Origin of the sequence: Streptomyces sp. AHU1, assembly GCF_045343905.1 — a bacterium.
Taxonomy (GTDB): Bacteria; Actinomycetota; Actinomycetes; order Streptomycetales; family Streptomycetaceae; genus Streptomyces; species Streptomyces triticiradicis.
This window is the reverse complement of record NZ_CP174283.1, coordinates 3959956-3984192: the sequence shown is the minus strand read 5'-3', so window position 1 is coordinate 3984192 and position 24237 is coordinate 3959956. Positions and strand designations below refer to the sequence as shown.

At 71.3% G+C, this 24237-nt stretch carries 21 protein-coding genes and 1 tRNA gene; 6 read left to right on the top strand and 16 right to left on the bottom strand.

From position 1 onward, the window contains the following. Positions 1-33: 33 nt before the first annotated feature. From ACICHK_RS17780 to ACICHK_RS17745, 8 genes are all read right to left on the bottom strand, one after another. Positions 34-2109, bottom strand: coding sequence for a hypothetical protein (locus tag ACICHK_RS17780; protein ID WP_406837680.1), 2076 nt, complete (start codon positions 2107-2109; stop codon positions 34-36). 324 nt (positions 2110-2433) lie between these two features. Then, positions 2434-2670 carry a hypothetical protein gene (locus ACICHK_RS17775; protein ID WP_406837679.1) on the bottom strand — a complete coding sequence of 79 codons (237 nt, stop codon included), beginning with the start codon at positions 2668-2670 and terminating at the stop codon, positions 2434-2436. A 563-nt stretch (positions 2671-3233) separates the two neighbouring features. Further along, complete coding sequence (locus ACICHK_RS17770; RefSeq protein WP_192582373.1) at positions 3234-3578, bottom strand: peptidase inhibitor family I36 protein; 345 nt, start codon at positions 3576-3578, stop codon at positions 3234-3236. Between the two features lie 568 nt (positions 3579-4146). Then, positions 4147-4222: transfer RNA gene (locus ACICHK_RS17765), tRNA-Arg, on the bottom strand. 223 nt (positions 4223-4445) lie between these two features. Then, a complete protein-coding gene (locus tag ACICHK_RS17760; protein WP_406837678.1) occupies positions 4446-5255 on the bottom strand; it encodes an SDR family NAD(P)-dependent oxidoreductase in 810 nt (269 codons plus the stop codon). A 38-nt stretch (positions 5256-5293) separates the two neighbouring features. Continuing rightward, positions 5294-5971 carry a ScbR family autoregulator-binding transcription factor gene (locus tag ACICHK_RS17755; RefSeq protein ID WP_406837677.1) on the bottom strand — a complete coding sequence of 226 codons (678 nt, stop codon included), beginning with the start codon at positions 5969-5971 and terminating at the stop codon, positions 5294-5296. 209 nt (positions 5972-6180) lie between these two features. Continuing rightward, positions 6181-8094, bottom strand: a complete 1914-nt coding sequence (locus tag ACICHK_RS17750) for an IclR family transcriptional regulator C-terminal domain-containing protein (RefSeq protein ID WP_406837676.1) — start codon at positions 8092-8094, stop codon at positions 6181-6183. A gap of 88 nt (positions 8095-8182) precedes the next feature. Beyond that, the gene (locus ACICHK_RS17745; protein WP_406837675.1) at positions 8183-9457 is read right to left on the bottom strand and encodes a M6 family metalloprotease domain-containing protein; all 1275 of its coding nucleotides are present in this window, start codon (positions 9455-9457) and stop codon (positions 8183-8185) included. A gap of 374 nt (positions 9458-9831) precedes the next feature. Here ACICHK_RS17745 and ACICHK_RS17740 point away from each other — a divergent pair, with 374 nt between their 5' ends. Together ACICHK_RS17740 and ACICHK_RS17735 are read left to right on the top strand one after the other, a co-directional pair. After that, the gene (locus ACICHK_RS17740) at positions 9832-10476 is read left to right on the top strand and encodes a TetR/AcrR family transcriptional regulator (RefSeq protein ID WP_406837674.1); all 645 of its coding nucleotides are present in this window, start codon (positions 9832-9834) and stop codon (positions 10474-10476) included. 328 nt (positions 10477-10804) lie between these two features. Then, a complete protein-coding gene (locus ACICHK_RS17735; protein WP_406837673.1) occupies positions 10805-12355 on the top strand; it encodes an MFS transporter in 1551 nt (516 codons plus the stop codon). 255 nt (positions 12356-12610) lie between these two features. Here the strand turns inward: ACICHK_RS17735 and ACICHK_RS17730 are convergent, their stop codons facing one another. Continuing rightward, positions 12611-13120 carry a MarR family winged helix-turn-helix transcriptional regulator gene (locus ACICHK_RS17730; RefSeq protein WP_406837672.1) on the bottom strand — a complete coding sequence of 170 codons (510 nt, stop codon included), beginning with the start codon at positions 13118-13120 and terminating at the stop codon, positions 12611-12613. Positions 13121-13264: 144 nt separating this feature from the next. Here ACICHK_RS17730 and ACICHK_RS17725 point away from each other — a divergent pair, with 144 nt between their 5' ends. Continuing rightward, positions 13265-14071, top strand: a complete 807-nt coding sequence (locus ACICHK_RS17725) for a dioxygenase (RefSeq protein ID WP_406837671.1) — start codon at positions 13265-13267, stop codon at positions 14069-14071. Between the two features lie 75 nt (positions 14072-14146). Here the strand turns inward: ACICHK_RS17725 and ACICHK_RS17720 are convergent, their stop codons facing one another. After that, the gene (locus tag ACICHK_RS17720) at positions 14147-14671 is read right to left on the bottom strand and encodes an N-acetyltransferase family protein (RefSeq protein WP_406837670.1); all 525 of its coding nucleotides are present in this window, start codon (positions 14669-14671) and stop codon (positions 14147-14149) included. 167 nt (positions 14672-14838) lie between these two features. On the opposite strand from ACICHK_RS17720, the gene ACICHK_RS17715 reads away from it, so the two are divergent. Next, a complete protein-coding gene (locus ACICHK_RS17715; RefSeq protein WP_406837669.1) occupies positions 14839-15837 on the top strand; it encodes an RNA polymerase sigma factor RpoD/SigA in 999 nt (332 codons plus the stop codon). A 676-nt stretch (positions 15838-16513) separates the two neighbouring features. Here ACICHK_RS17715 and ACICHK_RS17710 read toward each other — a convergent pair. After that, positions 16514-17497 carry a helix-turn-helix transcriptional regulator gene (locus ACICHK_RS17710; RefSeq protein WP_406837668.1) on the bottom strand — a complete coding sequence of 328 codons (984 nt, stop codon included), beginning with the start codon at positions 17495-17497 and terminating at the stop codon, positions 16514-16516. Positions 17498-17559: 62 nt separating this feature from the next. On the opposite strand from ACICHK_RS17710, the gene ACICHK_RS17705 reads away from it, so the two are divergent. Continuing rightward, a complete protein-coding gene (locus ACICHK_RS17705) occupies positions 17560-19113 on the top strand; it encodes an MFS transporter (protein ID WP_406837667.1) in 1554 nt (517 codons plus the stop codon). An 84-nt stretch (positions 19114-19197) separates the two neighbouring features. On the opposite strand, the gene ACICHK_RS17700 is transcribed toward ACICHK_RS17705, so the two are convergent. From ACICHK_RS17700 to ACICHK_RS17690, 3 genes are all read right to left on the bottom strand, one after another. Then, positions 19198-19947, bottom strand: a complete 750-nt coding sequence (locus ACICHK_RS17700) for a DUF6227 family protein (protein WP_406837666.1) — start codon at positions 19945-19947, stop codon at positions 19198-19200. Between the two features lie 354 nt (positions 19948-20301). Then, positions 20302-21360, bottom strand: a complete 1059-nt coding sequence (locus ACICHK_RS17695; protein WP_406837665.1) for a P1 family peptidase — start codon at positions 21358-21360, stop codon at positions 20302-20304. Continuing rightward, positions 21350-22564: a low temperature requirement protein A gene (locus ACICHK_RS17690; RefSeq protein WP_406837664.1), complete on the bottom strand. Its 1215-nt coding sequence runs from the start codon at positions 22562-22564 to the stop codon at positions 21350-21352. Before ACICHK_RS17690 ends, ACICHK_RS17695 begins: the two co-directional genes overlap by 11 nt. Before the next feature lie 169 nt (positions 22565-22733). On the opposite strand from ACICHK_RS17690, the gene ACICHK_RS17685 reads away from it, so the two are divergent. After that, on the top strand, positions 22734-22916 hold the full coding sequence (locus ACICHK_RS17685; RefSeq protein WP_406837663.1) for a hypothetical protein: 183 nt from the start codon (positions 22734-22736) through the stop codon (positions 22914-22916). Between the two features lie 127 nt (positions 22917-23043). Here the strand turns inward: ACICHK_RS17685 and mscL are convergent, their stop codons facing one another. Together mscL and ACICHK_RS17675 are read right to left on the bottom strand one after the other, a co-directional pair. Next, positions 23044-23514, bottom strand: coding sequence for a large conductance mechanosensitive channel protein MscL (gene mscL, locus ACICHK_RS17680; RefSeq protein ID WP_406837662.1), 471 nt, complete (start codon positions 23512-23514; stop codon positions 23044-23046). A 114-nt stretch (positions 23515-23628) separates the two neighbouring features. Continuing rightward, positions 23629-24180: a hypothetical protein gene (locus tag ACICHK_RS17675; protein WP_151469272.1), complete on the bottom strand. Its 552-nt coding sequence runs from the start codon at positions 24178-24180 to the stop codon at positions 23629-23631. Positions 24181-24237 lie beyond the last annotated feature (57 nt).

Genomic DNA, 24237 nt, shown 5'->3' with positions numbered 1-24237 from the left:
TTCGTGGGACACCGTCGTACACGTCCCGGGGACTCAGCCCTTGACGGGCTCGCTCTCCAGCGCCGCCCCGGCCTCCCGCTGGCTCGGGATCGCCGGGAGCGCCCGCACCGCCATGGCCGCCAGGCGGGCGTCGGCCGTCGCGCACAGGGCGAGGGCGGCGTCGTTGAAGCGGACGGCGGACGGCGGGTCGGAGGGACCCAGCAGGTGCAGCTTGAGCTCGGCGCGGGCCTCGGCGTAGGGGTCCTTCTCGGGGTGGCGCACGGACTCCAGCAGGGCCGGTACGCCGGAGGCGTCCGGGGTGAGGACGGCACCCGCCCGGACGGTGGGGAAGGCGTCGCGGAATTCCTGCTCGGAAAGGCCGCTGGTGTTCGTGACGGCGTAGGGCTTCTCGCTCGCCAGGTAGTCGGAGATGACGCTGGAGACATCGCTGATCAACACGTCGGCGGTGTTGAAGCAGGCGTAGACGTTCGGCCGCGACTCGACGATGATCCGGTGCTCCCACGCGGGGAACGAAGCCCAGTGCGCGGTCTCCCAGGCGGCGGTGGCGGCGGCCACGGCCGCGGCGCGCCCGGGTTCCGGGACCGACTGGAGCAGCATCCGCTCCACGTCGTCCGCGCCCCTCCGGAACGAGGTCGTGGTCAGCTTCTCGAGTTCGGCGGTCCGGAGGGCCAGTTCCGTCGCCGCGGAGGGCGCCGGACGCTCATCGGGGTGTTCCGCGGCACGGAGGGCGTTCGCGGCGCGGATCATCTCCTGGATCCGGACGTTGGCGGCTCCGGCCCGGGGGACGACCGATCCGGTCAGCGGGTGCGGCTTGTACAGGAGCCGGACCTTCGGATCGGCCAGGAGGGCGCGGACGATGTTCTCGCCGGCCTCGATGATCGAGGTGTTGCCCGGGTTGCCGTCCCAGCCCTCCCAGGTGGGGGCGTAGAGGACCGTGGTGTACGCGCCTGTGGGCGCGCCGGTGTGCGGCTGGATCGCGTCCAGCTGCGGGCGTCCGACCTCCACGACGTCCTTGTCGTCGATGCCCACGTCCGCCAGGGCGTACCGCTCGCGCGCCGCGGGACCGGCCACCCACACCTCGTCGTACGCCTTCGCGTACGGGTTGCAGCTGGACAGCTTGTCGCTCTCGCCGTGGTTGACGAACGCGTGCTTGATGGTGGGGATGCGCAGCACCTGCGAGGTCTTGCCCGAGTTCGAGGGGTGGATCAGCATCTTCAGCGTGGACTGCTCCAGCCGCATCAGGTCGGCGACCTTCGGCAGGCACACGATCGGGATGTCGGTGGACGCGATCTGCTTCACCATGAACCGCTCACGCAGCACGATCAGCGGACGGCCTTCCAGCTTGGCCAGCGGCTCCAGCCACATGTTCGCCTGGTACACCGAGCTGGTGCCGCCGGAGAAGTACATGCCCACCGTCGGCTGGTACTCCGCGAGCCACGCCTCGAACCACTCCAGCGCCTGATCGCCCGTCTTCGGCCTGCGTCCCGGCAGCAGCCGCAGCATCAGCATGCCGACGGTCACCACCGCGAAGGCGGCGGACAGGGCGATTCCCGCGGCGGCCCACCGGGCCGAGCCGCTCGTCGCGGTGGCCAGCAGGCCGGCCGTCGAGGGCAGGGAGAACAGGAGGAGCCGCTGTCCGGAGCGCTGCATCACCAGCGCCGGGAGGCCGGGGCTCAGCTGCAGCGGTGAGGCGTCGATGTTCCGGGTCACCACGGGCAGGGTGCGGCTGCGGCGCACGAGGATCGCGAGCGCCTGGCAGGCGAAGTGCAGGCCGTAGAAGACCAGCAGACCGCAGATGAGCGCCAGGTACTTCGTCTCGTAGTCCTGGTCCTCGATCCGGATCAGGCCGGTCACCAGCAGCATGTCCCGGACGACCTGGCGCGCGAACACCGTCGCGTGCAGTTTTCCGAGGGTGGCGGCCGTGCTCTGCTGCCATCGGTGCAGGGCGTAGTCGACCGTCAGCCCGATCGCGGCGCAGGCCACGAGCAGGGGGACGCTGGGGAGGAGTGCCCCCACCGCCTGACCGGCGAACGTCACGGCGAGCACCGTGGGCAGGAGGAGGCGGGCCGCCGCGGTGCGCAACCGGGCGGGCACGGATGAGGCTGACACTTCGCGGGCTCCAGGCGACTCAACATTCCCGCGCACGGCTTCGCTGACCAGCGGGTCGGATGACCACGAGCCGGAAGCCGATGCGTACGGACGTTCTCTGCTTCGAGAAGGTGGTCGGACTTTACCTGCTGGATGACCGGTATTCGCTATGAAGATGTCTGAGATTTATCTGTGAGGTTGGCCGGACCCGTCCGCACGCACCGTCCTCGGCCCTGGAGCAGCCCGGATCCGGCACCGTGACGGGGTCCCCTGTGACGAGGATCTCCAGGCCGGCGCCGCCGTTCCCGGGCGGACCGACTGTCGGTCCACCCGGGGGCGGGCTCGCTATCGGCTGTGGTTCAGGACGTTGCCGTTGACGCAGTGGTTGAGGACGTCGCCCACCCACGCGCCGCCCACGGGGACGACGGCCAGTTCCTGGAAGCAGACGGAGGCGGCGCTGAAGTTCCAGTTGTCGGCGGCGTTGACTCCGCTGCCGAAGTTGCTGTCGTTGTCGGCGTGGGCGGGGGCGGCGAGGGCCGCGCCCGCGAGAGCGAGTGCGGCGACAGTGATGATCTTTTTCATGGCCTGGGAACGATCCGGGCGATTCGACGATACGGCCGTTCACTCGCATGCCAGTGCGGTGCCCGGGGCGGGGCGCCGTGGTGCGCTTCGCGGATCCGCGCCTTGCTCACCGGGGGCGGGCGGGTGGGCATGCAGGGGCGAGACCCGAGATTCGGCTTTTGTCGCGGAGGGCCCTCTTCCCGGCCGGGACGGCGGCGAAGAGGAGACCGACCGGTGGTGCCGGCGGCTGGAGGAGATCCCCCGGCCCGGTCCCCGCCGTGCGGGGGCGCCGGCGCATGCCGCCGTCCGGGCACCTCGACAAGGGACGCTGCGACCTCTTGCCCGTTCGTCACCGTGTCCCCGTGACTCGATGCGACTCGATCCGGGTGAAATGGCTCACGGTCCGCATGGGGAGTTCTTCGCGTTCCCGATTCCGCACGTTCACCGGCGCATCGTTATTGCGGCCGGAGTGCCAAGAGCCGCATTTTGCAGGCCAGGACGGCTCGGGCGCGGTGTTCCGCCCGTGACGGGCGGAACACCGCCGATGCATCTCGGGCTCGGCCTTCGAGATGAAGGCCGCGGCACTAGATCTTGTAAACCTCGATGCCGGTGACGGCGCCGGGGTTGTCCGCGTAGGTGCCCGGGTTCAGGGTGGCCAGCTTGGTGCCGCTGCCGCAGCCACCGGTGACGTGCCAGAGCACCACGCGGTAGGACGTCTGGTTCGAGACGGAGCGGTTGACCCTCTGGAGGGGGTAGCAGCCGGGCGTCAGAGAGTTGACGTGCCTCTCACCGGTCCTGTTCGCTCCCGTCCAGCCACACGCATATCCCTTCGGACAGGTGTTGGGATCAGCCGCCGCGGCCGGTGTGACGAACGTGCCGCCCAGCAATGCACCTGTCACGGCCGCCATCGTCAGACTTTTCTTGAGCATGCTCATACGAAACCCCGCTGTTCATGATTGAAATACTTTTGGACCTCAACTCACGTCACATGATCACACGCCTATGTGATGCGACGTCAAATGCCGCATGCAGCAGAACACTTGATACTCCAGCCGTAAGCCCTGATCTCGCCGCTCTGCCGCTTGTCAGAAGGGTGGCGGGCGGCGGTGAAGTTTCCCCGTGATATTGGACACCCTTTCTTTGTGTCGCGAGGGCGCGCTGGTTTCGCTGTCCAGGGGCTGCCGGTCATGGAGGAGTCGTGACGGCGCCGCAGCTGACGTCGGTACCGGCGGCCGGGGCGACCCCGGCGGTGCGCACGATCACCGCGCCCGGCGGACCGGAGCGCAGCCGGGCTTGAACCGGTGAAGAAGGCTGTAACTCAAATCGATCGCCTGACGCCGCGCTGAGTTCCCGTGGCGGCTTTCCTGGTGCGCCGCGAGGGGAACGCGCTGCCTGATCGCGGACGCGGGAGCCGCCCCCGTCGTCCCGGTCGCCCGCGCCGATGTCAGAACTGGATGTCAAAGGCCCCGGACCATGATCGGTCCGGGGCCTTTGCCCTGGTGCCCCCGGCAGGATTCGAACCTGCGACACCCGCTTTAGGAGAGCGGTGCTCTATCCCCTGAGCTACGAAGGCGGGGATCTGTCGGAAAACGCGTCCGAAACCCGGTGTGAACGGTGTTGGGCTTCGGGCCTGCTGCCGACAGGCTGTGGTGGGCAGGCCGGTGAGGTCTGGGCCACCGCCGACAGTGTAGCGGGTCGGGTGAGATCGGCGTCGGTGTTTGATCACCGGCTCCCGTACCGCGCCGACCGGCTCCTGGACCGCGCCGACCGGGGCATCCGGTGAATGTCGTCGCGCCTCACCGGTCGCGTCGGGTGATCCGGAAGTCGAACCCGAGGGTCCCGGGGTCGAGGGCCGTCGCGCCGCCGTCGACGGTGAGGACCGAGCCGTTGACGTACGAAGCCGCCGGGGACAGCAGCCAGGCGATCACCTCGGCGACCTCACGCGGTTCACCCGGCCGCCCCATGGGCAGGAGCGCGGTCGCCGCCTCGTAGGCGGCGTCGACACCGCCGTCGAGGCCCGCCTCCTCCGCGAAACGCGTCATGCGCCGGTCGGCCATCTCGGTGCGTACCCAGCCGGGGCACACGACGTTGGCCCGCACACCCCGGCGCCCGTAGTCGACGGCGACGGAGCGGCAGAGCTGGAGCAGGGCCGCCTTGGAGGTGGCGTACGGGGCGTTGCTCGTGCCGTTGCGCAGCGCGGACACCGAGGCGACGGCGACCACGGCCCCGCCCGTCTCCAGCAGGCTCGGGAGCGCCGCGCGCAGGAGCATCAGCGGGCCGGTGAGGTTGGTGCGCATCACCTCGTCCCAGTCATCCGGCGACAGGTCGCCCACGGCTCCGCCGCGCCCGATGCCCGCGTTGAGCACCACTCCGTCGAGCCGCCCATGGGCGGCCAGGGCCGCCTGGACGAGACTGTCGGCCGCCCCGGGGTCCCCCACGTCGGACGGGTGGGCCAGTACCCCGGTCTCGGCTTCGAGGCGTCGCAGGGGTTCGCCGCGCCGGCCGGACGCGACGACGTGGTGGCCGCCCTCGCTCAGCAGCCGGGCCGTCGCCTCCCCGATGCCCGAACCCCCACCGGTCACGATGACAACTCGCTTGTCCGTCACTGCTGTTCGGCATCCTCTCCGGGATCGCGAAGTACGGCTCAGCCGGCCGGGAGGTCCGAGAGGGCCGGGCGGGTCAGGTGGAGCATGCGGGTCAGCCACAGGTCGCCGTTCTCCCGGGGGAAGCGGAGGCCGGAGGCGTGTCGCGGGGGAAGGGCCGGCTGGAGGCCGGAGGGGCCGGAGGGGCCGGAGGCGCCGGGGCCGGCGGGGAGGCGGGGCAGGACCGTGGTGCCGGTGATCATGGACAGCATCAGCACGGCGGCCGCGCGGACGTCGACGCCGGGGAGCAGCGAGCCGTCGTTCCGGGCCCGGTCCAGGATCCGGTACAGGGCGTCGAGCCAGTTGAGGTGACAGTGGAGGGACGGGTCGTCGGGCGTCCTGATCTCCCGGGCCAGGCGCGCGCCCGCCCGGACGGTCATGTCGGTCTCGAGGAGGCCCACGAGGGTGTGGGCCATGGCGGTGGCCGTCTCGAAGGCCGGGGTCTCGCGCCGCGTCAGCTTCACGAGTGCGGCGTCGGACCTGACGCAGGCCTCCGCCTGGACGGCGCGGGCGAGATCGGACTTGGCCGCGAAGTGGAAGAACAGGGCGCCCTTGGTGACCTGCGCGCGATCACTGATCGCGGCCAGGGTGGCCCGTTCGTAGCCGGCCTGGTCGAACACGGTCGAGGCGGCCCGGATCAGGTTGCGCCTGGTCCGATCGGACCTCTCCTGCCTCACCATGACGTGACCACCCGGACGCTCCTTGTGGTTCGGCTGCTGTTCGTCCTGCCGCGAGCGACGCTAGGAACCCGCTTTTGGATCTGTCAACGGGGCCCGGGTTTGTGGATCATCTTCACGCCATAAGGCAACTGCCCTGCGTACAGGGCTTGTTTAAGGCGCAAGAAAAGGGTGGGGCCGGGAGCGGGCGTCCTGTGCCCGCGGTGTCCGGCTCAGCTCGTCCGCACCCGGCGGAAGCGGCCCGCGACGTGCAGGTCCGCCTCGATGCCGGCGGCCGTCGCGCGCAGTTCGGGCAGTACGTCGCCGACGCATGCCTCGGCGGTGCGGCGGCTGCTGTGCATGGCGACGTTCACCGCGGCCACGGCCCGTCCGGCGCGGTCGCGCACCGGTACGGCGATGGACCGCAGCCCCTGCTCCAACTCGCCCTCGACCAGGGCGTATCCATCCTTCCGCACCCGTTCCAGCTCGGCCCTGAACCGTTCCGGGTCCGGGGCGGGCCGCCGGGGGACGTCCCCGGGCGCGCTGTCGGCCACCAGCTCCGTCGCACGGTCCTCCGGAAGATCGGCCAGGATCACCCGGCCCAAGGAGGTGGCGTACGCGGGCAGCCGGGTGCCGACGGCGACGTCGACGCTCATGACGCTGCGGGTGGAGACGCGTCCGGTGTACTGGATCTCGGTGCCGGTCAGCACCGCGAGCGACACCGAGTCGCGCAGCCGCTGGGAGAGCCCGGTCATGTGGGGGGCCGCGATCTCGGGGAGCGAGATCCGCGACAGGGGCGGGAAGCCGAGCCCCAGGACGCGGGGGGTGAGCCGGAAGACGCGGTCGTGCGTGGTGACGTATCCGAGGTGTTCCAGCGTGATCAGGGCTCGACGGGCGGTCGCGCGGGCGAGTCCGGTCGCCCGGGCGACAGCGGTGAGGGTCAGTTCGGCGCGGCCCTCGCCGAAGGCGGTGATCACGGTCAGGCCCCGTGCCAGCGACTCGACGAAGTCCCGGCCCAGTTCCTGTTCGGAGGCGCCGGTCCAGTCGGCGAGCCCGGAAGGAGCGGCGGCCTTCCCCGCGGTTTCCGCGTCCCCGGCGCCCTCGGTGCCCTCCACGCCGCCAGTCCCGGCCCGCGCACTGCCCGTCCCGGCCCGTGTGCCGCCCGGCGCGGGCCCCGCCTTCCGCTCCGGCGCCGGTTCTTCCAGTTCAGGCACTGGTTCCCGGTCCAGCGCCCGTTCCATCTCGGCCACGGCGGCCCGCAGCCGTGGCAGCAGTGCCTCCCGCAGTCCGGCGGCACTGTGCCGGCTCGTGTGGCTCACCACGTTCACCACGCAGGCGATCCGCCCCGCCTCCCGTACGGGCATCGAGACGGCGACGAGCCCCGGTTCGATCAGCTGGTCGTCCAACGCCCAGCCCGCTCGGCCCGCTTCGGCCGCACGCTGCTCGAAGTGGTCCCCGACGGTGGGTCGTTGGGAGGCCGGCAGTGCGGCCGGATCCGGTCCTCCCTCGTACGGCCTGCTCCGTGCCGGTACGGCAGGGAAGCCGCGGTCCTCCGGATCGGCCGCGCGGCGCTCCCGCCAGCGCCTCCACTCCTCCTCGTTCCACTCGGACGCGAACAGCGGTCCCGGCGCGGTGCGTTCGGCGGGGAGAAGGTCGCCGATGCGGAAGTGCAGGGACATTGCGCGGCGCCGGGTCGCCTGATGGACGAAACGGATGCCGTCCCGGTCGCAGACGGCGATGGACACCGACTCGTCGAGGGCGTCGGCGAGGGCGTCGGCGTGCGGGTCCAGCAGGCGGGGGAGCCGGAGGGCCGCGAGATAGGCGTTGCCGAGCTCCATCAGACGGGGGGCCAGTACGGCGTCCCGGCCGTCGAGGCGTACGTAGCCCATGCGCGCGAGGGTCGCGGTGATCCGGTCGACGGTGGACCGCGCGAGCCCGGTGGCCCGTTCGAGCCCGCTCAGGCTGGCCGCCCCGTCCGCCTCGGTCAGCCTCCGCAGCACGGCGAGCCCGCGGACGAGTGGCGTGACCGCCTCCTCGGGCACCTCGGACCCGGGCGCCGTGGACCCGCCCCCCGTCCCCGCCGACGCGGGGCGCGAGGGCGTGACGTGCGACGAGGTGGGGCTCGATGACGTGGGACGTGATGGCATGGGCTCTCCGATGGGGCTCCCGGAGGAGTCACGGTAGTGCTCGCCCGGACGCCGGAGCGGGTCGGCCGGTCGCCAGGTCGCCCGGCGGTCAGCGACGGGTCACGTACACCCGGTACTTCCCCGCGGCGTTCACCGACGCGACCTGGACGGTGATCCTCTCCTTGGCGGCCTTGAAGGTCTCCCCGGGGGAGAAGGGCGCGTCGGAGAGTTCCGCCTGGACGTTGGGGGAGCGGGTGCACCCGCCGCTGTCGCGGTGGGAGTCGTACACCGTGACGGGCCCGTTCCCGGTGTCCACGCCCGTGTCGACCTTGTAGACGAGGACGCCGGGACGGCAGACGGCGGAGTCGTTGCCCGCGCGGGTGCGCAGTTCGAGGACGTACCCGCTCCGTGGGCCGACGGGTATGACGACGAGCTTGGCGCCGCCCCGCAGGGCCAGCGGGGTCAGCGTGTACTCGCTGGTGCCGCGCGCCGTCGCACAGCTGACCTGGGAGGCGTCGAGCCAGCCGAGCTTCCACTTGTGCCAGCCGAGCAGGTCGTTGTCGGCCCCCCAGTCCTCGCTCATGATGTCCCAGTGCCCGACCGCGCCGCCGCCGTCCTGGGTGTAGAGGTCGGGCAGACCGAAGGTGTGGCCGTTCTCGTGCGGCAGGACGCGGTAGCCGGTGTCGGCGTAGGAGCCCGAGCCGTCGTCCTGGCGGCTGTAGACGAAGGACGCGTTGGCGACCGGGACGCCGTCGGCCACCGGCGCCTCGGTGTTGCCGGCGAAGGTCACGGACAGCACGGTGTCCAGCGCGGAGGGCCCGGCGTTCGGTGTGACCAGCACGTTCAGGATGTCGTACGACCGGAAGTCGACCTCGGGATCGGCCGTGGCCACGATGTCCTGGACCAGTTCGCGGTACCCGGGGTCGAAGGGGGCGCCGCGTTCTATCCCGTACGCCTTGAACGGCTTGGGCATCCGCAGCCAGTGCCGGACCGGGGCCTCGGGGCGGTAGTCGAGGCGGCCGTAGGAGGCGGTGCGGAACCATTCCTGCGTCTTCGGGAAGAACTCGTCGTACCGGTCGAGGGCGCTGCCCCTGGCGGGCGCGTCGGAGAAGTCGACCATCAGGGTCAGGGCCCGGAGGGTCCCGGTGGAGCGGGCGTAACCGGTCGCGGTCGGGATCCCCTCCCCCATCTGGACGTCCGAGGGGCCGCTGATCATGCAGGGGCCGAGCGCCGTGGAGCGGGCCAGCGCCGTGGGGCCCGCCGTTGTGGAGCCTGCCGTCAGGTGCCCGGTGCCGGCGGAGGTGCTGACCGCCAGCGTCAGCACGGTCACCGTGGCCAGCGCGGCTATGCGGCGCGGGCGTATGCGGCGGCTGAACGGCTGCATGCGGAAGGTCCTTCGCTCCACGGCAGCCACCGGTGTCCGACTGCGCCCTCTCGATCACCCTGTGTCGCCGACACGCGGGGCGCGCGCTGGACGGGCCCGATCGGGTTCATGCGCCGGAGGGGGCGAAACGGCCGCCGTCCGGAGGTGCGGCGGAGCCGCGGAAAAGCCGAAAGGGCAGGTGGTGGGCCTGACGGAGGGCGGGGAGCGGGCGAGCGGCCGTCTCGGACGGCAGAATGTGACGCAGGTCACATATTCCTTTTCCGGATCAGGGAAATAACCGGGGATCGTTTCCCCGTTTAGCCATACGTCCGAGCGAAACGGGGAGTGAATCCCCGGATCGCGTCCAGTCTCCGAGATGCTTCGAGGAGTACGCCGTGAAGACCGCAGCCCCCGTGCAGCGTCGAGTGACCCGGCCCCGTGCCGACGCCCTGCGCAACCGGGAGCGGATCGTCGCCGCCGCCCGCGAGATGTTCGTCGAGTTCGGCGCCGAGGTGCCGTTCGACGAGATCGCCCGCCGGGCAGGTGTCGGCAACGCCACGGTGTACCGCAACTTCCCCGACCGCGACGCCCTCGCCCGCGAGGTCGTGTGCTCGGTCATGGACCGCACCTCGGAGTGGGCCGAGGAGGCGCTCGCCACGGACGGCGACGCGTTCGAGGCGCTCAGCGGCTTCGTGCACTTCGCCGCCGACGAGCGGATCGGCGCCCTGTGCCCGATGCTCTCCGAGAGCTTCGACCAGAACCACCCCGACCTGGTCGCCGCGCGCGACCGGATCACCGAACTGATACAGCGGCTGATGGCCCGTGCCCGTGAGGCCGGACAGCTGCGTCCCGACGTCGAGCTGGGCGATCTGATGATCGCCGTCAGTCAGCTCACCAGGCCGCTGCCGGGCACCGCGTGCCAGGGCATCGACCGCTTCGTGCACCGTCATCTGCAGCTGCTCCTGGACGGCATGCGGGCTCCGGCCCGTTCCGAACTGCCGGGAGTGGCGGCCGACCTGGAGGGACTGCGACGCATGTGACCGGCCCGTCGGGCGCCGTGACCGGTCGGCCTCCGGCCGATGAGCGCGGCGCGGGACACCGGTCGGAACTCGTGACTCCTGCTCGTATCCGACAACTCGCGACCCACGGACCACGGTTCGCGCGTCACGGCGCGCGACTCGCCCCGCACCACCCATAACTCGTCGGCATTTAAAGCCCTTACACCACGCACAGCTCGAACTCATCGCGCGTGAGGCGCACTCGTCGTCAGGGACGGGTCGTGCCGAGCCGCCTCCCGGCCGTCACCGTCGACGGGCCGTCCCCTTTCCTTTCATTTTTTCCTCACGAAGTCCCGGAGTGGGTACCCCCATGTCTGAAACAGGCACGTCCAAAGCAGTTCCGGACCCGGTGTCCGACGCGCACAACAACCGCTGGAAGGCGCTCGTCTTCATCGCGCTGGCCCAGCTGATGGTGGTGCTCGACGCCACGATCGTGAACATCGCGCTGCCCTCGGCCCAGCAGGACCTCGGCATCTCGGACGGCAACCGGCAGTGGGTCGTCACGGCCTACGCCCTCGCCTTCGGCGGCCTGCTCCTGTTCGGCGGGCGCATCGCCGACCTGTGGGGCCGCAAGCGGGCGTTCGTCGTGGGCCTGGTCGGCTTCGCCGCGGCCTCCGCGATCGGCGGCGCGGCACAGAGCGGCGCCATGATGTTCGGCGCCCGTGCCCTCCAGGGCGTGTTCGGCGCGCTGCTGGCGCCCGCGGCCCTCTCGCTGCTCGCCGTGATGTTCACCGACGCCAAGGAGCGCGCCAAGGCCTTCGGCATCTACGGCGCGATCGCCGGCGGCGGCGGCGCCGTCGGCTTCATCCTCGGCGGTGTCCTCACCGAGTACATGAACTGGCGCTGGACCTTCTTCGTCAACATCCCGTTCGCGATCGTCGCCGCGGCCGGCGCGTACTTCGTCATCCGTGAGCCGAAGGGCGGCCGCAACCGCTCGCCGCTCGACATCCCGGGCGTCGTCCTGTCCACCCTCGGTCTGGTCTCCCTCGTCTACGGGTTCACCCGCGCCGAGTCGGACGGCTGGAGCGACTCCCTGACGGTCGGCCTGTTCGTGGCCTCGGCCCTGCTGCTGGCCGCGTTCGTCTTCACCGAGTCCAAGGTCAAGGCCCCGCTGCTGCCCCTGCGCGTCGTCCTCGAGCGCAACCGCGGCGGCGTCTACCTCTCCCTCGGTCTGGCGATCATCGCCATGTTCGGCACGTTCCTCTTCCTCACGTACTACCTGCAGATCGTGAAGGGCTACTCGCCGATCTCGACCGGCTTCGCCTTCCTGCCGATGATCGCGGGCATGATCACGGGTTCCACGCAGATCGGTGCCCGGCTGATGACCCGGGTCGCGCCGCGCCTGCTGATGGGCCCCGGCTTCCTGGTCGCCGCGGTCGGCATGCTGCTCCTCGCGCAGCTGGAGATCGGCTCGTCGTACGCCTCCCTGGTGCTGCCGGCGATGCTGCTGCTCGGCCTCGGCATGGGTACGGCGTTCATGCCCGCCATGTCGCTGGCCACGCACGGCATCGAGCCGCGTGACGCCGGTGTCGCCTCGGCGATGGTCAACACCTCGCAGCAGGTCGGCGGCGCGATCGGCACGGCCCTGCTGAACACGATCGCCGCCTCCGCGACCACCGCCTACATCAAGGACCACATCGCGGGCGCCGGCACCAAGGCGCAGCAGCAGCTGGTCCAGGCGGAGGGCATGGTGCACGGCTACAGCAACGCGATCTGGTTCGCCGTGGGCATCCTCGTGGCCGCCGCGGCGATCGCCTTCACCCTGATCAACACCGGCCGTCCCGACGCCTCCGCGGTCGTCGGCTCGGGCACGGGCGAGGGCGCGGAGGACGAGCTGAAGGTGCCGGTCGTCGCGCACTGATCCCGCGGCCGCCCGTACTCCGGTACTTCCGAGGCCCGTACGGCGACGCGTCGCGTACGGACGTCGCGTACGGACGGGGACGGGGACGCCCCGTCCGTACGACTCCCCGGGACCGCCCCGGTTCCACGCCACACGGAACCGGGGCGGTCCCCTGTCCGGGGGCTGTCCCAGGACCTGCCCGACGGTTCGCGCCGTCGCCGGGCGGGCGGGAATTCGACGACAGGGCCTAGCGCAGCCAGGGCAGGTCCGCGCCCCCTAGCGCAGCCAGGGCAGGTCCGCGCCCGCGTCCTTCGGCTGGAGCCCCTCGGCGATGAGCCGCATGGCCTCTCCGAAGGCCTTCCGCTGGTCCGGGCCGAGCCGGTCGAACAGGGCCTGGCGCACGGCGGCGACATGGCCCGGAGCGGTGCGCCGCAGCACCTCGTAGCCCTCGTCGGTCAGGACCGCGAACTGGCCCCGCTTGTCGGAGGGACAGTTCTCACGGCGCACCCAGCCGTTCTTCTCCAGCCGCGCGACGGCGTGCGAGAGCCGCGAGCGGGTGATCTTCGCGTTCATGGCCAGCTCCGTCATCCGCAGCCGGCGGTCCGGTGTCTCGCCGAGCTGCACGAGCAGGCCGTAGTAGATGTGCGGCATGCCCGCGTCGCGCTGGAGCTGACGGTCGAGGTGGTCCTCCAGGAGGGTCGTGGCGTGCATGTACGCGCGCCAGATGCGCTGTTCCTCGTCGGTGAGCCAGCGCGGCTCTTCAGCGGGAGCGGGTGCCGTGTTCATGTACTCCACTGTACGAGCCTCTCCTTGAATCTTAAACAAACTCGCCGTAGTCTCGACCTCGACGGAAAAACTTGAGACTTTAAGTAACTGCTTCAAGAGTCAAACACTGTCGCCGTACGATGGAACTCTCCGGAGGGAGCCGCCATGTCCGCCGCCACCGAGGAGCGCCCCGCGCCGGAGCGCATGCCCGCCCTCTACCTCAGCCATGGTGCCCCGCCGCTCGCCGACGACCCGGTCTGGCCCGGACAGCTCGCCGCCTGGTCCGCCGACCTGCCCCGCCCCAAGGCGATCCTCATGGTCTCCGCCCACTGGGAGGAGGCCCCGCTCGCCCTCGGAGCCGTCGAGACGGTCCCCCTCGTGTACGACTTCTGGGGCTTCCCCGAGCACTACTACCAGGTGACGTACGCCGCCCCCGGGGCCCCGCGGCTCGCCGAGTCCGTGCGCAAGCTGCTGCGCGCGCCCGGTACGCCGGTGCAGGACGTCCCGGACCGCGGACTCGACCACGGCGCGTACGTCCCGCTCAAGGAGATGTTCCCCGAGGCCGACATCCCGGTGCTCCAGGTCTCCATGCCGACGCTCGACCCGGTCCGGCTGTTCGAGATCGGGCGGAAGCTGGCACCGCTGCGCGACGAGGGCGTGCTGATCGTCGGTTCCGGCTTCTTCACCCACAATCTCGCGGCCCTGCGGCACACGGGCGGGGGAGTGCCCGCCTGGTCGAGCGAGTTCGACGACTGGGGTCACCGCGCGCTGGAGGCCGGTGACGTGGACGCGCTGCTCGACTTCGAGCGCAAGTCCCCGGCGGGCCGCCTCGCCCACCCGCGCACCGAGCACTTCGCCCCGCTCTTCGTCGCCATGGGCGCGGCGGACGCCTCCGGAGAGCTCGACGGGCAGCGGTCCGTGATCGACGGATTCTGGCTGGGCATGGCGAAGCGGTCGGTGCAGTTCGGCTGAACGCCGTGACGCCCGGGCCCTGTCCGGCCGTTCCCACTGTCGCCCGCGGGGCGGACGGGAACCGCCGGACGGGGCCTAACGGGTGAGTTCCTTCTCGTACCAGGCGACGTCCCAGTAGCGGCCGAACTTGCGGCCGACCTCCCGGTAGGTGCCCACGTGCCGGAACCCGAAGCGTTCGTGCAGGCGCACGGACGCTTCGTTGGGCAGGGCGATCCCCGCGTAGGCCCGGTGCAGATCCTCGGCGGCGAGTGCCGCGAAGAGCGCTTCGTAGAGCAGGGTGCCCACACCGCGGCCCCCGGCGCCGGGCGCCACGTAGACCGTCACCTCCACGGAGGTCGCGTAGGCGGGCTTCGCGCGAAAAGCGCTGGACGTGGCGTATCCCAGAATCTCCTGTGAATCCGTGTCCGTGGCAACCATCAGGCGGTGCGGTCCGTCTTCAGGGTGGGAGAGCAGCCAGGGACGACGTTGTCCCGGCGTGAAGACGACGGTGTCGAACGTGATGGGCGTCTCGCGCACGTAGTGGTTGTACAGGTCCGTGAGCGCGTCGAGGTCGGCCGCCCCTCCCGGTCTGACCTGCACATCTGTACGTCCTGACCGCATCGGGCCTCCCCTGTGGTGCGACAGGGTACTGCATGATCAGAAAAATCAAGGTGCGGGTTGGGAATTCTGTCCTGATTCCAGTCGTTGTTTCCATCGGATGCCGGGCACCCGGGAGGGGAACCCGAAGTCCAGGACCACCCGCAAGCCCACCACGCAAGGGAGCACGCATGGCAACCCGTGCCGTCGCCCGTCGTCAGTCCGCCACCGGCGGGACCGCCGACGCGGCACGCAGTGTTCGCGCCGGAGGCGGCGAGATCGCCGACCGCGACCTGGTCGGCATGTACCTCGACGAGATCGCGCGAACACCGCTGCTCGACGCCGCCAAGGAAGTCGAGTTGTCCCAGGTCATCGAGGCGGGTGTGTTCGCGCGGCAGATCCTCGACGGGGAGGCGGAGAGCAAGGCGGACGCGTCCCGCGAGGAGTTGGAGGCCCTGGTCGCCGACAGCGAGCGCGCGAAGGACGTCTTCATCCGCTCGAACCTGCGGCTGGTCGTGGCCGTGGCGCGCCGGTACCCGCGCAGCGGCCTGCCCCTGCTCGACCTGATCCAGGAGGGGAACGCCGGTCTGGTGCGCGCGGTCGAGAAGTTCGACTACCGCAAGGGCTTCAAGTTCTCGACATACGCCACCTGGTGGATCCGGCAGGCCATCACCCGTTCCATCGCCGACCAGTCGCGCACGATCCGCCTCCCCGTCCACCTGGTCGAGGAACTGGGCCGGATCCGTCGCGTGCAGCGCGAGTTCAACCGCGAGAACGGGCGCGAGCCCGAGCACGCGGAGATAGCCGCCGAGCTCGGCACGACGCCGGAGCGTGTGGGCGACGTGCTGGACTGGGCCCGCGACCCGGTCTCGCTGAACATGTCGGTCGACGACGAGGGCGAGACCCAGTTCGGCGACCTGCTCGAGGACACCTCGGCGGTGTCGCCCGAGCAGTCGGTCCTCACGCTGCTGCGCAGCGAGGAGCTGGACGATCTGATCGGCCACCTCGACCAGCGCACCGCCTCCATCATCAAGATGCGGTACGGCATCGAGGACGGCCGGGAGCGGACGCTCACGGAGGTCGGCAAGGAGCACGGGCTCACGCGCGAGCGCATCCGCCAGATCGAGAAGCACGCGCTGCTCGAACTGAAGAAGCTGGCGCGCGACACCGGGTTCGACGCGGCGGCATGACGGCGTCCGGCATGACGGCGTTCGGTGCGGCGGCACTCGACGCGACGGTATGACGACGGCACGACGACGGCGGGGCGTGAGACGGGCCGGCGGACGCGGGGCGAGGGCCGGATGAGTGGCCCGAGTGGGCCGTACGGGTTCCTTCACCGGGAGGGTGCCGGACCCGCCCGGCCCGGTCCGCGCACGGGAACCCCCGCCACGTTGGCCACAAGTCGACCAGACATGGCCGTGTAAGGCCGCTTCAATCCGCCGGGCCCTGGGAACAAGACTTCAGGGCCCACGCTTCGGGCCCCGTCCGAGCGGAAGAAGCGAGCGGAACCGCCGGGCGTACCGCCCCCGAGAACCGAGTCCCGACGCACACCCCCCCCGCGCCGGGACTCTTCCAGAGCCGAGCTTCGACGCCTCCCCCCCCCGGCGTCGGAGCTCGGCTCCATCTCCGTTCCGGGGGACGGGAATCGATCCGGGGTGCGGGGATCGAGGAGTCCGGGGAGGGAACCGAGGGGGTCGAAGAGAGAGGCGGCGGGGCGGGCGCGGTGGGTCTCCGGGCAGGACGATGACGGGCCACCCCGAACCTGAACCCCGGGGTGACCCGACGGCAGATTCTGCCACAGCGTCATAACCTGCCGTCGCCGACGGTCCACCGGGTGTCACCGGCCCCGCGGCCCTCCGCCCGCCGTCAGACGCCGTCGGCCCCCGGGCCGCCCCCCGCCCGGCTCAGCCGCGCGCCCAGCTTCCTCATGTAATCCGCCAGTTCTCGCGGCTCCCGGACCGTGAAGTCGCAGTCGACCATCGCGATCCGCACCGCCAGCCAGTCCGGCGAGTCACTGGAGGAGGCCCGCAGCCGACAGCTGTGCTCGTCGATCGGCTCGGGCGCGCCGACCCAGGCGGGCACGCGCGCCGCGACGAACTCGGCCGGGGCGTCGAAGGTGACGTCGAAGGTGTAGGTCTCCTGACGCCGGTACATCGACTGCCGCAGGAACTCGGCGGCGTTGCCGGTCGGCAGTTCGCGGGGCGTGAACCGGGCCCCCGTCGCGAAGGGTTCGGTCACCCGGTCGACGCGGAACGTCCGCCAGTCCTCGCGGTCGAGGTCGTACGCGACGAGATACCAGCGGCGGCCGGTGGAGACCAGCCGGTACGGCTCGGTCAGCCGCCGCGAGGGAGTTCCGTCCCCGGAGCGGTAGGCGAACCGCAGCCGCTCGTGCCCCGCGACGCTCGACGCCATCACGGTCAGCGTCTCCGGCGCGATACTCGCCCCGTCTCCGCTGGTCAGGGGTGTGGTCGCGGCCTGGAGCGTGGACACGCGGCGGCGCAGCCGGGACGGCAGCACCTGTTCCAGCTTGGCGAGGGCCCGTACGGAGGCCTCGTCCACACCCGCGACCGCGTGCCCGGCACCGGCCCGCAGACCCACCGCGATGGCGACGGCCTCCTCGTCGTCGAGGACGAGCGGGGGCATCGCCGTGCCCGCCACCAGCCGGTAGCCGCCGTCCGCGCCCTTGGTCGCCTGCACCGGATAACCCAGCTCGCGGAGCCGGTCGATGTCACGGCGGACCGTGCGACGGGAGACCCCGAGACGCTCGGACAGCTCGCCGCCGGGCCACTCGCGGGGCGTCTGGAGGAGGGAGAGGAGCTGGAGCAGCCGGGCCGGGGTATCGGTCGTCATGGTTTCCAGGGTGCGGCACAACTAGGACATGATCTGACCTAATCGGGTCCTAGGTTTGTCCCATGACCTCCACCGAGACCCCTGAGACAGCTCTCAGCAGCCCGGCACCAGGTGCCGTGGCCGACCGACGGCGCTGGTTCGCCCTCGCCATCGTGATGACCGCGGCCTTCATGGACCTGGTCGACGTCACGATCGTCAACATCGCGATCCCGTCGATCCGGCAGGACGCGGGCGCCAGCCTCAGCCAGATCCAGTGGATCACCGCGGGCTACGCGCTGGCCTTCGCGGCGGGGCTCGTCACCGGCGGGCGGCTCGGCGACATCCACGGCCGCAAGCGGCTCTTCCTCCTCGGCGTGGCCGGCTTCACGGTCGCGTCCGCGCTGTGCGGTTTCGCGGTGAACCCGGAGATGCTCGTCGCCTCGCGCATCCTGCAGGGCGCCATGGCCGCGATGATGGTGCCGCAGGTCCTGTCGATCGTGCACGCCACCTTCCCCGCGCACGAGCGCGGCAAGGTCTTCGGCCTCTTCGGCGCGATCGTCGGTCTGGGCGCGGTCTCGGGCCCGCTGCTCGGAGCTCTGCTCGTCGAGTGGAACATCTTCGGCCTGGAGTGGCGGCCGATCTTCCTCATCAACCTGCCGGTCGGCGTCGTCGCGCTGATCCTGGGCAGCCGCTTCATCAGCGAGTCCAAGGCGCCGAAGGCCCTCAAGCTCGACCTCGTCGGCGTCGCCCTCGTCACGCTCGGCCTGCTGATGCTGCTCTACCCGCTGACCCGCGGCCGTGAGCTGGGCTGGCCGCTGTGGGGATACGCGTCGATGGCCGGCTCCCTCGTGGTCTTCGCGGCGCTGGTGGCGTACGAGAAGCGGAAGACGGCACGGGACGGTTCACCGCTGGTCGAGCTGTCGCTGTTCAAGGTGAAGAGCTTCGCCGCGGGCATCGCCGTGCAGACCGTCTTCGGTGTCGCGCTCGGCATCTTCTTCCTGGTCTGGACGCTGTACATGCAGATCGGACTGGGCTGGCGCCCGCTGCGGGCGGGGCTGACCGGGGTGCCGTTCTCGATCGCGGTCTCGGCGGCGGCGGGCATGTCCGTGCAGTTGCTGGTCCCGCGCTTCGGGCGCAAGGTGCTCCAGGCGGGCGCCCTGCTCATGGCGCTCGGAGTCCTGCTCTACATCTGGGAGTCCGACCGGTACGGCACGGGCATCGCCTCCTGGCAGATGGCCCTTCCGCTGGTGGTCATGGGCGCCGGCATGGGCTTCATCGTCGCCCCGCTGACGGACGCCGTGCTCTCGGAGGTCCCGCGCGAGCACTCGGGCTCGGCCTCGGGCCTGATCAACACCGTGCAGCAGATGGGCAACGCGCTCGGCCTCGGCCTGGTCTCGGTCCTCTTCTTCGGCGAGATCGGTGACCGTCTGACCCGCGCCCAGGTGGGCCCGGCCTTCGTGCACGCCTTCCAGCACGCGCTGGGCTGGGTCGCCGCCGTGCTGGCCGTCATCTTCCTGCTGATGTTCGCCCTGCCGAAGCAGCCGGCACAGCACGTGGAGGGCGCGCAGGACGAGACGGACGTCCAGGACGTGGACCAGGACCAGGACCAGGGCCGGAAGCCGGAGTTCGTCGGCTGACCTCCGGGGGCCGTCCTCTCGTACGAGGCGGAGGTCCGAGCGGGAAGGGGCCCCGGCACCTCAGGTGCCGGGGCCCCTTCGGCTTCAGCCCAGCCGTGCCGCCCGTCGCTCCATCGCGTCCCGGGCCGCGTCCTCCGTCGCGTACACCTCGCACATGTGCCGCCGGTCCGGCGTCGCCGTGTGCTCGACCTCCCACAGGGAGATCTCCCGCCCGTCGCGCAGCAGGAAGGCGTGCTCGTAGAGCGAGAAGCACAGCCCCGCCTGCCCCGCCCTGCAGGGGCGCCCGAAAGCCTGCGTGATCTGGTGCGCGAACGCCTCCCGGAGCAGCAGCGTCGTGAGTTCGACACCGGGCCGGTCCGGGTTCTCCGCGCGCCGCAGGAGCCGGCGCGCGTGATCGGCGGAGTCGTCGGGCACATAGGTGTGGCGCGGCTCGGGGACCGCCGACAGCTGTACGAACACGGGAAGTTCGAAGTCCGGCGCGTCCGGAGGGAGGGGGAGCCGGGCCGTGGCGGTGCGCAGCTCCTCCTCGTCGACGTAGACCTCGTGCTGGGTGTCGCGACCGGTCGCCGTGTTGTGCACCAGCTCCCACAGCGTGACGGCGGAACCGTCGGCGAGCAGCCAGGTGTGCCGGTACGTCTCCCGGTGCAGCCCCGCGCTGTGGTGCGCGGAGTGCAGCGAGCTGTCGTGCGCCAGCGCGCAGTCGAGCCGCTGTATCGCTTCGTCGGGCAGCTCGAACGAGTTCAGGGCGCGGCCCAGAAGTCGTGCGAGATGCTCCTCCGGAGACTCGGGCGACTCGGGTGGTTCGTACGCTGCTGTCTCGTACGGAACGCTCAAGGTTTCTCCCGGCGTTGCTGCATGTCACCTTGTGGGTGCATACCGTAGCCCCTCGGTCGGACATCATGTCCGCGAACCGAGAAAACGTACGGACGGAAAACGGGCGGGCCGCGTGGTGAGTTCCCCCGCGGCTCGCGAGAACGTCAAAAGGCCCTCGTCAGACGGCACTTCCAGGGACGCGTGAGCCCCGTGAAAGGTTCCAGCCGGTTGCGCCCGTTGTCCGGCAAGGCGCCCTTGTCGCACCGGTTCCCGGCCGCTACGACGTCTCCGGCGGACGAGCCGTGACGCACTCCGCCGCCCGGGCCCGGTCCGGGACGGCGACGCCTCGGCCCTGCCGCCCGGGCCGGACCGCCGTCAGGACGGAGAACCGGGGAGACCGCCCGGCCCGGCCTCCCCGTAGAGCTCCTCGTACGACGGCCACGCCCCGCCCGGCCCGTCCACCGGCTCCGCGGCGCGTACGGCGCGCACGATCGCGCGCGTCACCAGGTCCGCGCCCGCGGCGAGGATCTCGTTGAGCGCCAGGGGGTTCTCGGCGGAGAGCTGCCGGACGCCCGTGGCCAGCGCGAACACGGTGTCCCCGTCGTTCAGCAGGTGCACCGGCCGCACGGCACGCGCGATCCCGTCGTGCGCCGTACCCGCGAGCTTCTGCGCCTGCGCCCGTGTCAGGGCGGCGTCGGTGGCGACGACGGCGAGCGTGGTGTTCAACGGAGGCGGCGTGTTCCTCGCGGCGGCCTCCGCGAGCCGCAGCCGGGCCGCCTCGCGCACCGGAGCGGACGGACACGCCGTACGTCCTCGCGCCAACTCCCCGTACAGCGCCCCCGTTTCCGGCTCCACCACGGAGCCCGCCGCGTTGGCCACCACCAGCGCGGCCACCGTGACACCGGACTCCAGCACGGCGCTCGCCGTCCCGACCCCGCCCTTGAGCTGCCCGACCACCGCCCCGGTGCCGGCGCCCACGCCGCCCTCGCGGACCGGCGCGCGCAGCGCGCTCGCGTCGGCCGCCTCGATCGCGGCGGTCCCGGTGGAAGCGTCCGGCCGCGACCGGAAGTCGCCGCCGCGCCCGAGGTCGAAGACGCAGGCGGCGGGCACGACGGGCACGACGTGCGTGGGTTCCGGCCCCACGCGCACCCCGCGTCCCCGCTCCTCCAGCCACGCCATCACGCCCGACGCCGAGTCCAGCCCGTACGCGCTGCCCCCGGTCAGCACGACCGCCTCGACCTTCTGCACGAGGTTGCGCGGATCGAGCGCGTCCGTCTCCTTGGTGCCGGGTCCGCCGCCGCGCACGTCCACGGCGGCGGTCACGCCCCCCTCGGGAGCGAGCACCACCGTCGTCCCCGTGAGCCAGCCGTCCCCGCTGCGCGTCGCGTGCCCCACCCGCAGACCCACGACATCTGTCAGAGCGTCAACCGTCATGCGCCCAGTGTTCCCTGGTCGTCATCATCACCCCGGCCGTCACGGCCAGCGCGGAGGCGATCCCCGCGGCGAGCACCGCCAGATCACCCAGGAAGGTGCACAGGATGACGAGCAGCGCGGTGGTCGGCAGCACGAGCTGCTGGGCGATGCCGACCTTGAAGTGGCGGGAGTGCAGCGCCCAGACGGCCAGGAGGTACAGAGCGGTCGGCAGTGTCACCGCGGCGGACGCCGAGAGCGCCGAGATGTGCGCCGTGCCGACCGTCTGCTCCACCGCGACCTCCAGGCCCGCGCCGATCGCGGCGGCCGACGCGAAGATCAGATAGTGGCCGTACCCCCAGAGGAAGGCCTGTCCGCTGGACCGCAGATGGCCGTGGATCGGCACCGCGAAGTAGATCCACCAGGCGGAGAACACGATCAGCAGGCCGCCCGCGGCGATGGGCAGCAGCTCGCTCAGCGCGTCGTGCTCGTCGACGGCCGACTTCACCGCGACGGTGGCGGCGGCGATCGTCTCGCCCAGCACGATGATCGTGAACAGTCCGTAGCGCTCGGAGATGTGGTGCGGATGCCAGGACGTGGTGAAGACCTTCTCCGCGAACAGCGGGACGCACAGCTCCGCGACGGCCGCCGCCAGGAAGACCCAGGGACGGGCCGCCTCCGGCGCGAACAGCAGGCCGAGCCAGGCGATCTGGCACAGCAGTACGCCGCCCGCGTACCGCAGCGCCATGGTTCTCTCGGTCCCCCCGGTGGAGCGGGCCACCCGCAGCCACTGGGCGATCATCGCGAACCGCATGATCGCGTAGCCCAGCCAGACGACCAGGAAGTCATGGCTCTCGAACGCCTCGGACACCCCGGCCGCCAGCACCAGGACACCGGCGACCTGCACCAGTGTGACCACCCGGTAGAGCACGTCGTCGTTGTCGTAGGCCGACGCGAACCAGCTGAAGTTCATCCACGCCCACCAGATGGCGAAGAAGACCATCGCGTAGTCGAGGATGCCCTGGCCCGCGTGCCCTTCCGCCACGGCGTGCACCAGTTCGGCGCCCGCCTGGGCGATGGCCACCACGAAGCAGAGGTCGAACAGGAGCTCCAGCGGCGAGGCGACCCGGTGCGCCTCGTCGCGGCCGCGGGCGATCATTCTGCGCAGCGGCCAGTGGCCCGAGGGCCGTGGTGCCGCGGCGGACTCCGGAGCGGAACGGGAGGTCATAGGGCCAAGCACAGCAGAAAAGTCCCGGAAATTCTTGTGAATGCATTCACAAGTGCTGGACCCGGATCCGTGCCGTCCGCCCGCTCCCGGTGGCCGCGCGCCGGCCGTGGCCTCGAGGCAGCCGGATCGGCCGGGGTGGGCAGGCACCCCCGCGGCGTACCCTGGGGACATGAGTCCCGCCCCCGCCCCCGAACCGCGCGATCCGAAGCCGTCGCTGGTCTTCGACGATCCGCTGGACCAGCAGTCCTCGGACGATACGGACCGTGGGTGGGGCGAGCGGGCCGACGGCACCGGTGACAGTGCCGCCGACCTGAAGCGCTTCCTCGACGAGAAGCCGCCCCACCACATCTGAGCCCGGCCACGGATTTCCTGACCCCGGATTTCCCGGCCCCGGGTTTCCTGACTCCGGGACTCGCGGCCCCCGGTCTTCCGGCGTCCGCGCCCGCCGGGTTCGCGGGCGCACGCCCGCGGCTTCGTCGTCAGTAGTCGCGGCGTCCCTGGCCGCGCTGGGCGACCAGCTCGTTGCGGATCTCCTTCAGCACCTCCAGCTCGGTCACCTCGATGACCTCCTTGGTGCCCTCCCGCGCCTTCTGACGGGCCGCCTGCCGGGCCAGGAACTTGGCCATCGGCAGCACCATCAGGAAGTAGACGACGGTGGCGGTGATCAGGAACTGGAGCGTGGCGCCCAGCACCGAGCCCCACATGATGCGGATGCCCGTGGCGTTCGCTCCGCTGCCCGTGCAGGGGCTCTCCAGGCAGGAGCTGTAGCTGTCGAGGTTCTTCGTGCCGACGGCGCCGACCAGCGGGTTGATGATGCCCTTCACCACGGAGTTGACGATGTTGGTGAAGGCCGCGCCGATGACCACCGCGACAGCCAGGTCGATGACGTTGCCACGCATGAGGAAGGCCTTGAAGCCCTCCCAGACGCTGGGCTGCTTGTTTTCGCTCATCAGGAGGCCCCTCCGCGCAGGTTGTGGAACAAACAGCTCCGCAACCTACGGCAGGGCGCGCCGAGTCGCTCCGACCGGGTGGCTCCAAGGATGGACTTGGCACGGTTTCGCCGCTCATCGCAGTGTCACCGCCAGCCGTGACGTGGTGCCGGCGCCCGCCAGCCGCGCGGCCGTCGCGCGCGGAACGGAGAGGACGACCAGCGCTCCGGTGTCGGTGGTGCCGGTGTCCGGGACCCCGGTGACCCGCGCCCCGGCCGCGACCACCCGCACCTCGCCGCCGCTGTCCGCCGCGACCACGTCGACCCGGTCCCCCGGACGCAACAGGCCCACCGTGGCACCGTCCGCGATCCGCACCGGCGCTCTCACCGTCTCGGCCGTGCCCGGCCCGCGCGCGGGTGCGGAAGCCGTGGTGGGGACGGACGCGGAAGCCGCGGAGGGAGGGGGCGCCGGACGCCCGCGCGCCCGATCGGCGTCGCCCGGGCCGGCCGCCACGAGCGCGGCCGCCGTCATGGCCAGGCCGGCGGCGACCGCCCGCCTCCTGTGCCGGGCGAGGAGCCGGGGCCCGCAACGCCCGCCCCGCACCCGGACGGGCGCGAACTGCGGCACCTCGCACGTGGGAGGCGTGTCCGCGCCCGGCGGACGGACGAGTTGCGAGAGCTGTGCCATGGTGACCACCACCTGCGACGAGGGACCGGCTTGCGCTCCCACGATGAGGTCTCGCGG

Excerpts from the sequence above, each read along its gene's own strand:
- ACICHK_RS17775 (WP_406837679.1), bottom strand. The coding sequence starts at position 2,670 with ATGAAAAAGATCATCACTGTCGCCGCACTCGCTCTCGCGGGCGCGGCC.
- ACICHK_RS17770 (WP_192582373.1), bottom strand. The coding sequence starts at position 3,578 with ATGCTCAAGAAAAGTCTGACGATGGCGGCCGTGACAGGTGCATTGCTG.
- ACICHK_RS17755 (WP_406837677.1), bottom strand. The coding sequence starts at position 5,971 with ATGGTGAGGCAGGAGAGGTCCGATCGGACCAGGCGCAACCTGATCCGG.
- ACICHK_RS17750 (WP_406837676.1), bottom strand. The coding sequence starts at position 8,094 with ATGCCATCACGTCCCACGTCATCGAGCCCCACCTCGTCGCACGTCACG.
- ACICHK_RS17745 (WP_406837675.1), bottom strand. The coding sequence starts at position 9,457 with ATGCAGCCGTTCAGCCGCCGCATACGCCCGCGCCGCATAGCCGCGCTG.
- ACICHK_RS17735 (WP_406837673.1), top strand. The coding sequence starts at position 10,805 with ATGTCTGAAACAGGCACGTCCAAAGCAGTTCCGGACCCGGTGTCCGAC.
- ACICHK_RS17730 (WP_406837672.1), bottom strand. The coding sequence starts at position 13,120 with ATGAACACGGCACCCGCTCCCGCTGAAGAGCCGCGCTGGCTCACCGAC.
- ACICHK_RS17725 (WP_406837671.1), top strand. The coding sequence starts at position 13,265 with ATGTCCGCCGCCACCGAGGAGCGCCCCGCGCCGGAGCGCATGCCCGCC.
- ACICHK_RS17720 (WP_406837670.1), bottom strand. The coding sequence starts at position 14,671 with ATGCGGTCAGGACGTACAGATGTGCAGGTCAGACCGGGAGGGGCGGCC.
- ACICHK_RS17715 (WP_406837669.1), top strand. The coding sequence starts at position 14,839 with ATGGCAACCCGTGCCGTCGCCCGTCGTCAGTCCGCCACCGGCGGGACC.
- ACICHK_RS17710 (WP_406837668.1), bottom strand. The coding sequence starts at position 17,497 with ATGACGACCGATACCCCGGCCCGGCTGCTCCAGCTCCTCTCCCTCCTC.
- ACICHK_RS17705 (WP_406837667.1), top strand. The coding sequence starts at position 17,560 with ATGACCTCCACCGAGACCCCTGAGACAGCTCTCAGCAGCCCGGCACCA.
- ACICHK_RS17695 (WP_406837665.1), bottom strand. The coding sequence starts at position 21,360 with ATGACGGTTGACGCTCTGACAGATGTCGTGGGTCTGCGGGTGGGGCAC.
- ACICHK_RS17690 (WP_406837664.1), bottom strand. The coding sequence starts at position 22,564 with ATGACCTCCCGTTCCGCTCCGGAGTCCGCCGCGGCACCACGGCCCTCG.
- ACICHK_RS17685 (WP_406837663.1), top strand. The coding sequence starts at position 22,734 with ATGAGTCCCGCCCCCGCCCCCGAACCGCGCGATCCGAAGCCGTCGCTG.
- mscL (WP_406837662.1), bottom strand. The coding sequence starts at position 23,514 with ATGAGCGAAAACAAGCAGCCCAGCGTCTGGGAGGGCTTCAAGGCCTTC.
- ACICHK_RS17675 (WP_151469272.1), bottom strand. The coding sequence starts at position 24,180 with ATGGCACAGCTCTCGCAACTCGTCCGTCCGCCGGGCGCGGACACGCCT.